The sequence below is a fragment of the Paenibacillus curdlanolyticus YK9 genome, assembly GCF_000179615.1.
Classification (GTDB): Bacteria; Bacillota; Bacilli; order Paenibacillales; family Paenibacillaceae; genus Paenibacillus_T; species Paenibacillus_T curdlanolyticus.
The window spans coordinates 186,549-202,325 of the sequence record NZ_AEDD01000012.1 but is presented as its reverse complement, the minus strand read 5'-3'; the positions used below and the strand labels follow the sequence as shown (position 1 = coordinate 202,325).

Genomic DNA, 15,777 nt, shown 5'->3' with positions numbered 1-15,777 from the left:
AGGAGCCAGCCTTATGCTCGAACATTCGCCGGCGATAGGCGCCTATATGCTTAGTATTATTGTGATGCTTATGATGGCGCGCAATCGCCAATCGACCGGCCCGATCAATATTATTTTTATGTTTCTTGCGGTTGGGGAGTTTCTCGGCGTCTTCGTCCGGTTTTTGCTCATTATAAGCGGAACCGATCTGGTTTTCGGACCGACGGGCGATTATTTTCCCGATGGCCGGCTGATTGACCGTTCGCTGCTCTATTTGGCGTTGTTTAACGGGACGTTTACAGCAGGGGCGCTGTTCGTGCAATGGCCTACGCGCATGATTGCCCAGCGGATGAACTACACGCGAGTCGAGACGGGCGAAGCGAGTTCCTACGGCGGCAAGTGGATCCTGCGCATTTTGCTCGTGCTGTCCGGTCCCGGCCTGCTGCTGACGCTCAAGTCGATTGCAAGCGGCAATACGTTGATTGCCAACGCGCAGCTAGAGAACAGTCGCGTAAGCGTAGCGGGGGAAGGGCCGTCGATTATGCTGATTGAGATGCCGTTCGTCAATTTGCTGCTCTGGTACTCGTATCGGAGAGGGCGAGTCGGGCGGCTGTGGTGGCTATCGCTCGTAGGGTTGTTAGGCACGTCTCTCGTCACGGGCAACCGGACCAAAATGGTCACGATATCGCTTATCCTGCTTGCGCTTGTTATTCAGCATAAGGGCTATAAGGTGCTGTATCGCCAGCTGCCGATCTTTGCGATCCTCGGCACGATTGTCTTCTACATCGGATATATGATTTCGTTCGTTCGGGGCTCGCTGCTGCGGCAGGGAGGATCATTCCTATACTGGGCGAAGCAAGCGCTGCTGTCGAACCCGGCGGACATTTTCAATCATATCTATCGCAGCTCATTCAATGGCTATGACGGCTTCCTGTCGGTCATTAATCGCGTGCCGGACGAAATGAGCTACAAGTTCGGGCATTTTTGGTTCGAATCGCTCACCATTCTAATCCCTCGGGCAGTATGGAAATCGAAGTGGGATCTGCCTGTTACGAATATTTTTACATTTGAAGTGTGGGGCTGGAGCAAGGGCGGGATTTTCGTAACCGGACCTGGCGTCATGTATCTCGATAGCGGCGTAGTCGGCATCGCGTTGGGCGGTCTTGCCTTAGGCATGATTTCGATGGCGGGGCTCATGCTGCTGGATCGGTATTTGAGGGATCATCGGTGGGTGTATGGCTTTTGCGTAGCTAGCATGTGCTATTTCCTGGCTCGTTTCTCGTTTGCGGGCGGGTCGAATGACGTCGTATTGATGCAGCGTCTGCTACTGGAATCTTTATTGGTCGGCGTCATTGTTAAGTGGATGGATAAAAAACAGCTGCTTCGCGTAAGAGGCGAATGAGCGAGGGAGGCAACGTCATGCACGTTATTCTGCTTTCTGGCGGTTCTGGCAAGCGGCTGTGGCCGCTGTCCAACGATGCGCGGTCCAAGCAGTTTTTAAAGTTGTTTCGCAACGATGCTGGCGAGCATGAATCGATGGTCCAGCGCGTATGGGGGCAGCTGTCGCAGGCGGGACTCGGACATCAGGCCTATATCGCGACTGGGCGCGCGCAAGTAGAGGTTATCCAAAGCCAGCTCGGCGAGGAGCCAGCCATAATTGTGGAGCCAGAACGGCGGGATACGTTCCCTGCTATAGCGCTGTCAGCGGCCTGCTTGTACGCGGTTCACGGCGTGCCGCTTGATGCAGTCGTTGCTGTGCTGCCAGTCGATCCTTTCGTAGGGGACCATTTTTTTGCGAAAGTCATGGAATTGGAAGAGGCGCTGCTCTCGTCCAATGCGGACATTGGGCTGCTCGGCGTGAGCCCGGCTTACCCGTCTGCGAAGTACGGATATATCGTGCCGATAGCAGATACGCCGGTTGATGCAATCGGCGGGAAGAATAATGATCCAAGTTTGCCCTATCGGCTAGTCAGCCACTTTGAAGAGAAACCTGATGAGGAACGCGCGCTCCAGCTCATGGAGCAGCAGGCGCTGTGGAACTGCGGCGTATTTGCCTTTCGGCTTGGATATATGGTGCAGGAGCTTGAAGCTAGGGGGTTGCCAACCGACTATGACCGACTGCTGGAGCAGTACCAGCAGCTTCGAAAGATCAGCTTTGATTATGAGGTGGTCGAAAAGGCGGAGCGGGTCATCGTGCTACCCTATGCGGGTGATTGGAAGGACCTTGGTACTTGGAATACGCTCACGGAAGAGATGTCCAGCTCATTGATCGGTCATGCGATCAAATGCGACGAATCGCTTAATACGCATGTCGTGAACGAGCTGGACCTTCCAGTGATTGTGTTGGGTGTTTCTAATGCCGTCATTGCGGTCAGTCCGGATGGCATTCTCGTAGCCGATAAAGCGGCAAGCCCGAGGATCAAAGAAGTGATGCAGCATCGCGAATACCGCCCGATGTATGAGGAGCGGCGCTGGGGACGGTATCGCGTGCTTGATTATACGAAGCATCCCGAGTGCGGCGAGGTACTGACGAAGCGCATTCGCATTTCGGCTGGGCGTAATTTAAGCTATCAATATCATACTCAGCGGCGGGAAGTTTGGACGGTTATTGCGGGACAAGGAGAAATGGTGCTCGACGGCAGCTTGCATACGATAGCGGCAGGCGATGTTGTCATTGTGCCGCCGTTGATGAAGCATAGTATCCGTGCAACTGCGGAGCTGGAGATCATCGAGGTGCAGACGGGAACGGAGCTGACGGAAGAGGATATCGTTCGGTTGGCGCTGGACTGGGAAACGATTGTTCGCGAGCATGTCGCGGACGGTCTGAATGAAATGAAAGCGATGGCTGCGGTGGAGGTGCCAAGGTGAAAATTGCGGTAATCGGAACAGGTTATGTAGGACTGGTGTCGGGCGTATGCTGGGCAGAGCTTGGCAACGATGTGACATGCGTGGACAAGCTGCAATCGAAGATCGATCAGCTCAATAGCGGGAAGGTGCCTATTTACGAACCGGGGCTTGAGCAAATGATGAACGCTAATCGAACCGCTGGCAAGCTTCGTTTTACGACAAGCTTGGCAGAAGCGGTGCAGCTGGCGGACCTTGTGGTCATTGCGGTTGGAACACCTTCATTGCCGAATGGCGAAGCAAACCTTTCCTTTATTCAGCAAGCGGCAGAAGAGATCGGGCAGGTGCTTGCAGGCTATGCGATTATCGTGACGAAAAGCACGGTGCCCGTTGGCACGAATGAACGCGTGGCTGCCTGGGTAGGAGCGCATACGTCACAGCCGTTCGATGTCGCTTCGGTGCCTGAGTTTTTGCGCGAAGGCTCGGCAGTGCGGGATACGCTGCACCCTGACCGGATTATTATCGGAACGGATAGCGAGCGTGCAGCTGCTGCGCTGGAGTCGCTTCATCGTCCGTTGACCGACCAGATCGTGAGGACGGATATCCGCAGCGCAGAGATGATCAAATATGCGTCCAATGCGTTTCTGGCGACCAAAATTTCGTTCATCAACGAGATTGCGAATCTGTGCGAGAAGGTTGGGGCGAATGTCGAGGAGGTTGCTACTGGCATGGGGCTAGATCAACGCATCGGAGGCTCTTTCTTGCGGGCTGGCATTGGTTATGGGGGCTCCTGCTTTCCGAAGGATACGCAGGCGCTTATTCAGATTGCGGGCGACGTCGCATACGATTTTAAGCTATTGAAATCCGTCGTCGAGGTGAATCAGCTGCAGCGTCGAAGCGTGCTGGAGAAGTTGGCCGACTCGCTCGGTCATTTGAACGGGAGGACGATCGGGCTGTGGGGACTGGCCTTTAAGCCGGGAACGGATGACGTGCGTGAATCGCCAGCGGCAGATATTATGGCGGCATTGATCGAAGCGGGGGCTGTGTTGAAGGTATATGATCCGATTGCGATGGTGAACTTTAAACGGACATATTACAACGCTGCAGGTTCGGATGACAACATTATTTGGTGCGAGGAGCAATGGGAAGCTGTGTTGGGCAGCGATGCGCTATGCTTGCTGACGGAATGGGACGCATTCGTCCAAGCAGATCTGCAGCGTGTGGAATCGCTGCTGCGCGGTTCCGTGCTTATCGATGGCCGTAATGTGTTCCGGTTAGAGCAGGTGGCTTCTACAGGATTACGCTATTATTCCGTTGGGCGGCCTGCACTCAAGCGAGAACGTTCAGAAACGGCATCACTGTAATAAATAAGCTGATGAGGCTGTTAGTCGCTTGTCCTGCGAAAGTGTTATTATGAGCCGCGTAGAGTGAGCGACGCCACCTCTTGCCCGTAGCCGTGAATGCCGATAAGCATGACCGCAGCATCCGCTATGAGCACCGTCGGAATAATCATAACGAGCGAGCGCGGCATGCGCGCCATGCTGCGCATGCCGATCGCGTGGGACATAATAAACAATGATGCGTATACGGCGATGCTAGAAACGGATATGGCTGTAAGCGATCCTGTGCTTAAAACAGAAGGTACGATGAGAGCGAACAGAATCGGGATTATGACGTGGATGCAAGTAAAACAATCGGCTGCATACTGAGCAGCAAGCTGAGAGAACGACATGAAGGATGCGCCTCCGGAAGTTTTTTAGTCTATATGATACGAATTGTATCATAACTGCTACAGCTTTCCTACTACAAAAAAATAACGCGATCGCATGCGATCGCGTTATTCGTTATTGGTATTCTTCAATAATTGCAGATTATTTGGTTCGACCTGCAATTAATGCTTTCAACATTGCTTCTTCATCCGGGTTGGCCGCGAAGAGCTGGTTTTTCAGTTCGTCATTGGATTGTCCTGTCGCATCAAGTGCTGCCAGATAAGTACGGACAGCATACTCAAGAGTAGGGTCTTCCTTCAGCTTAGTCAGGTCGCCAGTCGCAAGCGGCTGCGTCCATTCAATCGCTTTGGCATAGTCGCCGCGGCCGTACGCGACAAACCCCAGCGCTTGGCGAATCGCAGGCACGATGTCGAACTCGCGCCCTTGCAGCTGGCCTTCTGGCAGTTTCTTGAGCTCTTCCATCCGGCGGAGCACTTCCTTGTGGAGCTCATCGACTCGGCCCCACAGCTGTTGGCGGCGTTCCTTTTTGTCGGAAGTGCCAGCGTTCCAGCCGCTGAGTGAATAATAGTGCATAGCATCGCTATACGCGCTAATGTTCCAGTTAAACTTCGCAATGCGCTCTTCCAACGTCGCGAGAGCGGCGTCCTCCTGCCCGATCGCCCACTCGTTTTGATATTTTGTGCTTATTATAGCTTCATCATATGGATTCGCATGATAAACATGGTCAATCAGCTCGCCGGCTTCCTTCGCATACGATTCCGTCTTCGTTTGCTGGTATACCTGCATAAGCCATTGGCTTTTCACAGTCGAGAAGGTCGGATGGTCTGGACTCGATTTGATCGCTTTATCCAGCGGAACCATTACTTCGTTGATCGGCTTGCCTTGTTGGGCGAGCGCAATCGCTTTGTCATAGTTGCTATGCGCGCTAAGCTGCTGTCCGGTGTAGACGATCGCGACAACAGCGATTACTCCTGTGGCAACCGGAGTGATCCAGGAAGGCCAGCTGGCAGCGAACGAAGCCTTTTCCGCTTCTAGGGCTTTAGCCCGGCCCGTTGTCGGCGCAAATGCGGTTGCTGACGCTCCTAAGCAAGCAAATACGACTGCGATCATATATACAAAACTCATATCAAAATCCAGCATGCTGTGCGCGAGAATGGCAAATGCCATTATGAACAGAACCAAATGACTGCCGCGACGCTCTGGATAACGAATGTGGCCTCGAATATAGAGAACGAGCAAGCCAATGAAGAAGGCCAGGTGTGCGAGTAAGCCCACCCATCCGGTTTCAACGAGCACTTGGATGAAGTAGTTGTGCGCTTGACGGCTGGTATACGGGTTGTGCTGGTATTGCTGATACAAATCGGCCCACCCGCCGCCGCCAGCGCCAAGCACTGGATAGTCGGAGGAAACCTTCATTGCATCTTTGTAAAAGGTTCCGCGTTCCAGCACGCTATGCTGCTGGAAGTTAATGTTCTCGATACGATCAGCGATCGATGCCGGAAGTATGCCTCGTATTGCGCTGCTGCCGAGTACAAGGGCTGCACCAAGGGCGAAGAGTACAATAAGCACTGCCGGCACGGCAAACAGCGACCATTTTCGGCCAATGATTCGTGCTAGACGGCCATCCAGCCAACGCTCCAATTTCTCATGCAGGTAACATGCACAGAGTGCGACAACAGCGGAAACGCCAAGCATTGGCAGCCAGCCCGACCAGGACAAACGATCGAATGGAGAGAATAGCATGGCATCTCCTTGTAGCCCGCTAGGCACGACTTGTAGTGCAATTTCGAGCATATTCGTGTCGATTTGACTCAAAATGATAAGGGATGCACCGATCGACACAATCATGTACAATAAAAGCAGAATTTGTTTCGACAAGCGGAGAAACGGAAGCAGGCAAAGCACCAACACTGGTAATAGCAACAATGCGGCCCGCGACAACGTCAACATAAAGGAAACGAAAATCGGAACGAGCATAAGCGCATGCAGCGCGCGCCAATAGCGGTTTGCCGCATGTGTCGAATAGTAGAGTGCTACTAGGAACAGTGCAATCAGCAAGGCTGCGTAAGTATTGGAATATTGAAAGACTGACGTTAGGCGATATTGGCCAGGCTGCGCTTCCCATAGGGCATCGCGGCTATAGGCAATACCGAATGCGTTCAACAGTCCCCATGCGACAATGATGTAACCGGAAGCGACGATGGACCATTCAATCATGTTTCTACCTATTGCGTGGCGGGAGCCGATAACAGCTATGAAGAACATTGCGGCAGCTAACGCATTAATCAAGATCATCCAGTGCGCATAGTAGCTTGAGACGGCGCCGAACGATGAAATGACGTAGCACAACGGAATAACCCACACGGCTGCGACAACTCCTAGAGTTGACGCCTCGGTCTGCTTCCGCTGCATGACGGCAACGATCGAGGTGCCGAGCAGCAAAATGACCAAGTACAGGGCAGCTTGAAGGATCGAATTCTCAAAATTGAAGAGTAGGGCGTTGAATAGGCCTGTTTGGTACGGGAAAATGATAAACCAGAGACCGAGTAAGAGCGCTATTACTGTAAACGGTGATGACAGTAAGGAATTATTGGTTGACGCATACTTCTTCATAACTAGCAGAACTCCTTAAAAGTTAGAATTAATGACTGCATAATATCACCATTGTAACAGGTTGAACTTTTATGTAAAAGTGAATTTAGCAGAACACGCATTAATTTCTCCCAGACATGAATCATTAGTCTGAGAATTAATTAATGGCGAATAAATAGTTATTTTAGGAGAAAAATACAATGCTAATCCCAGCCCTTAAAAGTTTTTGGAAGTACCGTGATTTAATTACACAGTTTGTTAGAAGAGATGTTGTGGGGCGATACAAAGGCTCGTTTTTAGGTTTATTTTGGACTTTTTTGAACCCTTTATTAATGCTCACCGTCTATACCTTTGTGTTTAGCTCGTTGTTTAAAGCTCGCTGGGGGACGGGCGGAGAAAATAAAGTTGAATATGCATTGGTTTTGTTTGCAGGTTTAGTTGTATTTAATATTTTCTCTGAAGTGATTGTCCGATCACCAGGACTCATTTTGTCCAATACGAATTATGTGACCAAAGTTGTATTTCCCTTGGAAATATTGCCGGTCGCTGTTCTTGGATCCTCCCTCATACATGCAGCTATAAGTATGAGCATATTGCTCGTTGGGCTGATGCTGTTCTTGGGTGTGCTGCAATGGACACTCTTTTTATTGCCTATCGTCATGATTCCCTTGATTCTTATGGCTTTGGGATTAGGCTGGATACTTGCTTCTCTTGGGGTGTTCTTGCGAGATTTGAGCCAAATCATTGCAATATCGGTACAAGCGTTGATGCTGTTAAGTCCTATTTTTTATTCCATTTCCTCCATTCCGAGTAATATCAAATTTATTTATTATATCAATCCTATGAGCTATGTGATCGAAGATACGAGACGGGTCGTCATTTGGGGGCAAATGCCGCAATGGACATGGCTTGGAATCGGTACGGTTATCGGTGTATTCATTTGCGCCATAGGATATGCATGGTTTCAGAAATCCAAAAGCGCGTTCGCTGATGTTCTGTAGCGCGGCATTCGGAGGTTTACGTGAATAATATTAGTATATCCGTTAGAGATGTAAGCAAGTGCTTTAAAATATATAAGCAGCCGCAGGATCGATTGAAACAAAGTTTGATGCGCGGTAAGAAGGATTATTTTCAGGAGTTTTGGGCATTGAATGATATTTCATTTGATATTTATAAAGGTGAAACGATCGGCATTATCGGCAGGAACGGCTCGGGGAAAAGTACATTATTGCAAATTATCGCAGGCACATTGAAGCAAACAAGCGGCAGTGTTGATATCAGGGGCAGAGTGGCTGCTTTGCTAGAGCTTGGTAGCGGATTTAATCCAGAGTTTACAGGGCGAGAGAACATTTTAATGAATGGAACAATATTAGGATTAAATAGCGCGCAAATTAATGAACTCTATGATGAAATCGTATCGTTTGCTGAGATAGGAGAATTCATAGATCGGCCAGTCAAAACGTATTCCAGCGGCATGGCCTTGCGCTTGGCATTTGCAGTCCAAGCGGTTGTGCCTAAGGAAATACTTATCGTCGATGAAGCGCTAGCCGTAGGCGACGAGCTTTTTCAACGAAAATGTTTTTTGAAAATCGAGGAGTTTAAGAAACAAGGTGGAACGATACTTTTTGTTTCCCATTCTGCTGCAGCAATCGTAGAACTGTGCGATCGGGCGATATTAATTGATTCCGGGGAACAGCTTATCATGGATACGAGCAAGCGGGTAGTCAATCTGTATCAAAAGCTTGTATTTGCTCCTGCTGACAAGATTGCTGCGCTTAAGAATGAGATCAGAAGCCTTCGTGAGACTGGTCAAGGAGTGTCGCAGGCAACCGATAGAATAGATGAGGCTTATGAGTCTACCGGAATCAATGACGCCGTGGCGTCGAATGAACCGAATTTTAAAGAAGCGATGTATGATCCTCACTTAATCCCAACCGAGATGGTAGCTTATGAAACGCGCGGCGCCCAGATATTCGATGCGGAGATTGTTAATATCGAAGGGGAAAAAGTGAATATATTATTGGCTGACCAAAAATATATCTATCGTTATTATGTCCGATTCGATAGGACTTGTGCAGACGTTCGATTTGGGATGCTGATTAAAACGGGCAGTGGTTTAGAGTTAGGCGGGGCGCAGTCTGCTTTACTGGGACGTGGGCGACCGATCGTTGATGCGGGAGAAGTATGCAAGGTAGAGTTCTCATTCACACCCCGTTTGACGCAAGGCGTATATTTCTTGAATGCAGGCGTGTTGGGAGTCGATGGGACGAGCGATGTATACTTGGATAGAAGAATTGATCTCCTTGCGTTTAAAATATTGCCGAATGAATCCTCATTCATGACCTCTATCGTGGATTTTAATGTAATGCCTGAAGTTGTATCAATTGAACGGTAGTATTGCCAGAAGAGTAATGGGAAATTAAAAGCGTTAGGAGTAGAAAGATGAAAGCAGACGAGCAAGTTGTCATTTGCGTACTAGGAATGCATAGAAGCGGCACGTCGGCCATAACTAGAGCCATTAACATTGCCGGCGCGTATGTTGGAGAGTCTAATGAGCTTGTTCAACCACTGGTCGATAATCCAAAAGGGTTTTGGGAGTACCAGGAGTTTGTTGATATTAATGACCGGGTATTGAATCAACTTGATTCGGCATGGGATACAGTCGATGTTTTTCCGGACAAGTGGTGGACGCGCGAAGAAATCGTTTCAATAAAAGAAGAAATTAAATCAATCATTTCTGATAAGTTTATGGATAATCGTTTGTGGGTGTTTAAAGACCCGCGAACTTGTATTCTGCTTCCGCTATGGAAAGAAGTCTTTTCTGAGCTGCAGATGAAGGCGAAGTTTGTGCTTTCGATTCGAAATCCGCTTGATGTGTATGCCTCGTTACATAAACGAGACGGGTATTCTGAATCTAAATCGATTGGCTTATGGGCACATTACACGGCATCGGCTATTCATTGGACTGCATCAGATGAAAGGTTATTTGTGCAGTATGATGCTTTTCTTGATCACCCCGTACCCTATATGCAGCGTTTATGCCGGTTTATTGGCTCCGAAATGGAATATGAGCGTATGGAAGCGGAAGTAAAGGAGTTTTTGAATCCATCCTTGCGCCATTCCAATTCCGAATCAACAGCGTTTACAAGTAATCTTCAATATCCATTTATATACCGTGAGTTATATCGTGTTTGTTTAGCTATGGCTGCAGAATCCGATGTCATTAGCGCTGAGTTGCAGGCGGAGGTTGATCAAATTTATTCGGATTTGAAGCAACTGCACGAGACATGGGCCCGTTCACGTAGGCATGCTAAGCTTCAAGTCTTTTACAAGACATCGCCTGAACAACCGTTTGGCGAGGAGCATTCTAAGATCGCTCACATTGAGGCGGATGGACGGTATATAACGTATTCATTCCAATTGCCGCCACGTGTCTATGCGCCTCTAAGAATTGATGTGTCGGATACGCCGGGTGCAGTAATTATTCGCTCGATTCGTTTAACGGACTTGGACAGCGGTCGATTGATAGGAGAGTGGAGTGCCGATCAATCGTATGATCATGTTACGGCTAGTGAAAATATGCTAACGCTGGGGAAAAACCAAGGTTATGTTGGTCTATCTCTTAATCATGATCCGAGTTTGCTCATTGAACGCTTCGAAATGAGTCATTCGCCTAGTAAACTTGAGATTACAATGGTCCATTATCGGCTAATGGATGCATTAGTAGAAGAAATACAGGGTCGCTACAGCAATGCTCAAATTGCACAGGAGAAACTCGAAGCTGCATTGAAGGCAAACCGTGAAGAAAATCAAGCAATAAGCATGCAATTAGACGAGTATCGGTTAGCTGAGCAGACTAGCCGAGCGAATATCGACCAGTATAAGGATCAGGTTTCTCAACTGCAAGAGAAGATCTCACAACTGGAACATCAAGGATCTATGCTGGAATCTAGATCATCGGAGCTTGCTAATCAAAATAAGAGGTTAAATGAGAGTTATGGACAGGCTCAAGCAGAGGTTCAACAGCATCGTATTGAACAAGCGCGTTATCAGGCAGAGCTGAATCATATCTACGGTTCCGGCGGCTGGCGAGCGCTGTTGAAATATTATAAGGTAAGGGATCGCAGTTTTCCCGTTGGAAGCACACGCAGAAAAGCAATACAGTTGACTAAGCGAGCGCTAAAATTAGCAAAAACTGTTGCTAGGAATCTAAAATCATATGGCGTAAGTACTACGATCCAGAAAGCGAAAGGCAAGTTAGTAAGAAACGTAGGCTCGTCTAATGTGCATGTTCCTGTATTGACTTTAGATAAAGCGTTAAATGCAGGTGCTGTTTATGATTTTTCAAAATCCTCCAATTTAACGGTATCTATCGTAATCCCAACGCTTAACGCGGGGCAGGATTTTGAATTGTTATTAGCCATGCTTAATCGGCAGCAAGGATTTAAGACGATTGAAATTGTAGTTGTTGACTCGGGGAGCTCGGATGACACAGTAGATCTAGCCGAAGAATACGGTGCAAAAGTAGTGAAAATCTCGCCCGAGCAATTTTCACATTCTTATGCAAGAAATCTTGGAGCAGAGCATGCGTCCGCCGAGCACTACTTACTGATCATGACACAGGATGCAATGCCTACCTCAGACCATTGGTTATATGAGTTGTATGCTGCTGCAGAAGCTAATGATTTAGTGGCAGTTTCATGTGCGGAGTCCTCGAGAGAAGACGTTGATTTATTTTATAGAATCATTTGCTGGGCACATTATAACTTCTTAGGTGTAGAAGATTGTGATCGTATCATGTCAATGCCGAAGGTGCGGAATTACGAGAACTTGCGATGCAATGCACAGTTATCCGATGTCGCTTGCCTATTAAGAAAAGATATTTTCATGCAATACAAATATCGATTTGATTATGCCGAAGATTTGGATCTGGGCTTGCGATTGATTGCCGATGGTTATCGAATAGGGCTTCTTGGTCAAACGAAGGTCATTCATTCACACAAGCGGCCGCCATACTATCATCTTAAAAGAGGTTTTGTGGACAACTTGTTCATGCACCAAATGTTTGATGACTATAGTGTGCCGAATTTAAAGCCTGCCGCAATGAAGAGGGATATCGTATATACCTTCACTGTCATTTCTAACATAATTGAGGAGATCTCTCGAAACCCTGATCATTATTCGGGCATTGATGATCTCAAAAATCTGATTCACCGAATGCTGGACGAAGCGATTGTAGTGCCTTACGCTGTGCTTGCCCATTTGCCGGTGAGTGAGTATGCCGACGAGAAGACACAATTGTTTGTTGCAAAACTGCTGGATGAATATAAACAAATGGAAATTTATCCTCAATACAATGGGGATGGCATACTTCTTCATGCACTTAAGGGCTTCTCGACTACCATTTTCGATTATTTGAAAAGATCCTATGAAGTAATCGACCGGCATACACTCGAGGATTTCAAAAGCGCGCTTATGAAGGCATTCGCTATTCAGGCAGGGGCGCATCTATCCCTGTGCTACGTTAGTGACGAGCAGCACAAGAGCATTTTGGCTGAAATCCATGGAGAGTTAACTAAAGGGGTTTAGAAATGAAGATTATTTACTTGGTTCACCAATTTTATCCTGAATTTTACACGGGTACGGAAAAGTTTGTACTCAATATCGCCAAAATGTCGCAACGAAATCAGATGCAGGTTAAGGTGATTACGTATAGCTTTAATCCGATTGAACAGTTTGATGAATCGTATGGCAATTTTGTCTTTAGAAGATATGTGCATGAAGGAATACCGGTCATTGCGTTTAGGCATTTGGAAATTCCCCCCCACATCCATTATGAAATTGTGAATGAAGAAATGAATGATTTCAGCGAGCACATATTGAAAGAAGAAAACCCTGATCTCATCCATGTGGGGCACCCTATGCGCGTAGGCGGATTCATTGCAGCAGCACAACGGCTTGATATCCCCTATACGCTAACATTGACTGACTTTTATTTCATGTGCCCGAAATGTATCTTGCTTCGCCCCAATTTTGATTTGTGCGATTCGCCAAAAGAAGGCTTGGCTTGCCAGGCACATTGCGGTGAAATTCCTGTTGAGAAGGAGCGGAGAGCAAAGGCGCTTCGTTTATTGACGCCAGCGCAAGGCATATATGCTCCGTCACAATTCGTGGCTTCAATGATTAATAAAGAATATCCGGGTATCAACGTACAAGTTATTAATCATGGTATGAGCTACGGTAAAATCAAAAAGAATAAAAGGGTATACCGTTCGGGCGACCACCTTACATTCTTTTACGGTGGGGCGCTTACCGTTCATAAGGGTGTTCATTTAATTATCGAGGCGTTCACTAAAATAAAATCGGATCGTATTTCTTTGAATATTTATGGTTCGAGTCATACTCCGGATTACATGAACCGCTTAAAAAGTATGGCGGAGAATGACTCGCGGATTACATTTTGTGGGGTTTACACAGAGAATGATGTAAGCCGTATATATAGTGAGACAGATGTTGCGATCGTTCCGTCCATTTGGTACGAGAACTATCCGCTTGCTCTACACGAAGCGTTAGCTTCAAATATTCCGCTTATTGTTACGAATTTGGGCGGGATGTCAGAGAAAATTATAGATGGACACAACGGTTATACTTTTGGTATTGGTAATGCTGATGAGTTGAGAGAAGCAATTGAGAAGCTTGTTGAGATGCCGGAGAAGCTGAATGAGCTGAAAGATAATATTAAAAAGTTTATGATTCCTACCATAGAACAGGAAGCATTCATATATGAACGAATTTATAAAGCTATCGCCAAAAAGAAATGCTGAGATTACAATCCTCCTTTCGATATTTAATGGCGCTGCGTATCTTAGGGAGCAACTCAATTCAATCGTGGAGCAGACATATAAGGATTGGATACTGCTCGTACGTGATGACGGATCGGAAGACAATTCCGTTTCAATTATTTACGATTACCAGGCAATGTATCCAGACCGGATCATTATTGTTCCAACGACAACAAGACTCGGTGCTAGCTTGAGCTTCGGGTCTTTGCTAGAAGTCGTGGATTCGCCATATGTCATGCTGTGTGATCAAGATGATGTATGGATGCGTGATAAAATTGATGTTACGTTAGAGGCTATGAAAACTGCAGAATGTGAGTATCCTAGTCAACCTATTCTTGTGCATAGTGACTTGATTGTAACGGATAGTAAACTGCAACCAATTAACCGTTCCTTTTGGAACTTTCAAAATATTAATCAAAATGCAGCGAGAATGAATCAATTTCTCATACAAAACCATGTTACAGGATGTACGATGATGTTGAATAGAAAACTTGTTGCTGCTAGCGTTCCAATTCCGCAAGAGGCTATGATGCACGATTGGTGGATAGCGTTGACGTGTGCTGCATTCGGGAAAATTGTTGTCGTGAACAAAGCCACTATGATGTACAGACAGCATGACAAAAATGTAGTGGGTGCTAAGTCATATGCATGGGGAAGTTATTGGAAGAGACTGGATAAAATTAAAGAATCAGAAACGGCGAATCTCTCCATCATAAGGCAAGCAGAAGCGTTCAAGCGTAGGCATTTGGATGCTCTATCTCAGCCGAATTATGATGCGTTAAATGCTTTTTGTCAGCTGCTGCAAACTAGCAGGTTTACCAGGGTAAGTCGTTTACTGAGGTTTCGAATATTAAAGCACGGTTTTGTTAGAAATGTTTTTTTTATTCTCATGATGCTGGTCTTTCAGAAGTCGAGACATCAGAGAAGTGCAAGTGGGAGTGAAATTTAATGAAGTACATGGGTATTTTTTTGTGTGTGATATTGGTTAGCGTAATTTTATCGGTTTCATCTGCTCACGCTGTTTCTGAATTTGATGGCCAACTGGAATCATTAACGGATCAAGCGATTGTAGAGGGTGATTCACTTGACATAAGCGGATGGGCAGTTCATACAGAAGGAGTAGAGGCTGTAGACGTTTATGTTGATGGGCGATTAGCAGGGCGCGCAGAATATGGGGCAGTTCGCAAAGATGTAGCGGAGGCGCTGCCAGCTTATTCGAATTCAGTAAACAGTGGATTTCGGTATATGCTAGACTTAACTGGCGTACCGCAAGGGCCCCACAATCTGTCCATTAAAGGCGTATCCAAGCAAGGAACTTCGTTTCTGGTTGCTCGTAAGTCGTTTAAAAGGGAACGATCATTTCAGGGCAAGCTTAATATGCCGTCAACTGATCGCATCTCGTTGAGTGGGCATGTACTTAAGATGGCAGGGTGGGTTTCATCGGACAAGCCGTTGAAAGCGGTCCAGATCTGGCTTGACCATTATTATATTGGGGACGCGAGAATTGGATTGCCGACAGCGGCAAACGATAAGAGTGATCGAATCCCTTCCGATAGCAAATTTGAGTATGACCTTGACATTACGAAGTCGTATAAAGGTGAGCACCTAGCGCAAGTAATTATACAATTTGAAGATGGTACAACAGCCGAGTTGGGCCGGGTTACCTTCGCCAAACCATTTAATTATGCTATGTTGTTCGTTTTGTTCTTTATCATCATTATTGGGTATGCACTGCATCGAGTGAAAAAGAGAAAGTCTCCGCGGCCGTCTAATGTATAAAAAAAGGAAGG

General features: G+C 47.1%; 11 protein-coding genes. 9 read left to right on the top strand and 2 right to left on the bottom strand.

Features of this window, described 5'->3' with window-relative positions:
- Positions 1-13 precede the first annotated feature (13 nt).
- The 3 genes from PAECUDRAFT_RS20850 to PAECUDRAFT_RS20840 are packed head-to-tail and all read left to right on the top strand — an operon-like array spanning position 14 to position 4,187.
- On the top strand, positions 14-1,381 hold the full coding sequence (locus PAECUDRAFT_RS20850; RefSeq protein ID WP_006040134.1) for a hypothetical protein: 1,368 nt from the start codon (positions 14-16) through the stop codon (positions 1,379-1,381).
- Positions 1,382-1,398: 17 nt separating this feature from the next.
- Positions 1,399-2,847 (top strand): sugar phosphate nucleotidyltransferase, encoded by a 1,449-nt coding sequence (locus PAECUDRAFT_RS20845; protein WP_006040133.1) that lies wholly within the window; start codon positions 1,399-1,401, stop codon positions 2,845-2,847.
- Entirely contained in the window at positions 2,844-4,187 is a 1,344-nt protein-coding gene (locus PAECUDRAFT_RS20840; RefSeq protein WP_006040132.1) for a UDP-glucose dehydrogenase family protein, read from the top strand. The genes PAECUDRAFT_RS20845 and PAECUDRAFT_RS20840 overlap by 4 nt, the downstream gene beginning before the upstream one ends.
- Positions 4,188-4,234: 47 nt before the next feature.
- Here PAECUDRAFT_RS20840 and PAECUDRAFT_RS20835 read toward each other — a convergent pair whose 3' ends face one another.
- Entirely contained in the window at positions 4,235-4,555 is a 321-nt protein-coding gene (locus PAECUDRAFT_RS20835) for a hypothetical protein (RefSeq protein WP_006040131.1), read from the bottom strand.
- A 139-nt stretch (positions 4,556-4,694) separates the two neighbouring features.
- Positions 4,695-7,166 carry an O-antigen ligase family protein gene (locus tag PAECUDRAFT_RS20830; RefSeq protein WP_006040130.1) on the bottom strand — a complete coding sequence of 824 codons (2,472 nt, stop codon included), beginning with the start codon at positions 7,164-7,166 and terminating at the stop codon, positions 4,695-4,697.
- Positions 7,167-7,345: 179 nt separating this feature from the next.
- Between PAECUDRAFT_RS20830 and PAECUDRAFT_RS20825 the strand changes: the two genes are divergently transcribed.
- From PAECUDRAFT_RS20825 to PAECUDRAFT_RS20800, 6 genes are read left to right on the top strand one after another with little or no spacing between them, the layout of a single operon-like run.
- Positions 7,346-8,146, top strand: coding sequence for an ABC transporter permease (locus tag PAECUDRAFT_RS20825; protein ID WP_006040129.1), 801 nt, complete (start codon positions 7,346-7,348; stop codon positions 8,144-8,146).
- Positions 8,147-8,166: 20 nt separating this feature from the next.
- On the top strand, positions 8,167-9,540 hold the full coding sequence (locus PAECUDRAFT_RS20820) for an ABC transporter ATP-binding protein (protein WP_006040128.1): 1,374 nt from the start codon (positions 8,167-8,169) through the stop codon (positions 9,538-9,540).
- Positions 9,541-9,587: 47 nt separating this feature from the next.
- Entirely contained in the window at positions 9,588-12,734 is a 3,147-nt protein-coding gene (locus PAECUDRAFT_RS20815; protein ID WP_006040127.1) for a glycosyltransferase, read from the top strand.
- A 2-nt stretch (positions 12,735-12,736) separates the two neighbouring features.
- Positions 12,737-13,969: a glycosyltransferase gene (locus tag PAECUDRAFT_RS20810; RefSeq protein WP_006040126.1), complete on the top strand. Its 1,233-nt coding sequence runs from the start codon at positions 12,737-12,739 to the stop codon at positions 13,967-13,969.
- Positions 13,929-14,936 carry a glycosyltransferase family 2 protein gene (locus PAECUDRAFT_RS20805; protein ID WP_006040125.1) on the top strand — a complete coding sequence of 336 codons (1,008 nt, stop codon included), beginning with the start codon at positions 13,929-13,931 and terminating at the stop codon, positions 14,934-14,936. Before PAECUDRAFT_RS20810 ends, PAECUDRAFT_RS20805 begins: the two co-directional genes overlap by 41 nt.
- On the top strand, positions 14,936-15,766 hold the full coding sequence (locus PAECUDRAFT_RS20800; RefSeq protein ID WP_006040124.1) for an Ig-like domain-containing protein: 831 nt from the start codon (positions 14,936-14,938) through the stop codon (positions 15,764-15,766). Before PAECUDRAFT_RS20805 ends, PAECUDRAFT_RS20800 begins: the two co-directional genes overlap by 1 nt.
- Positions 15,767-15,777 lie beyond the last annotated feature (11 nt).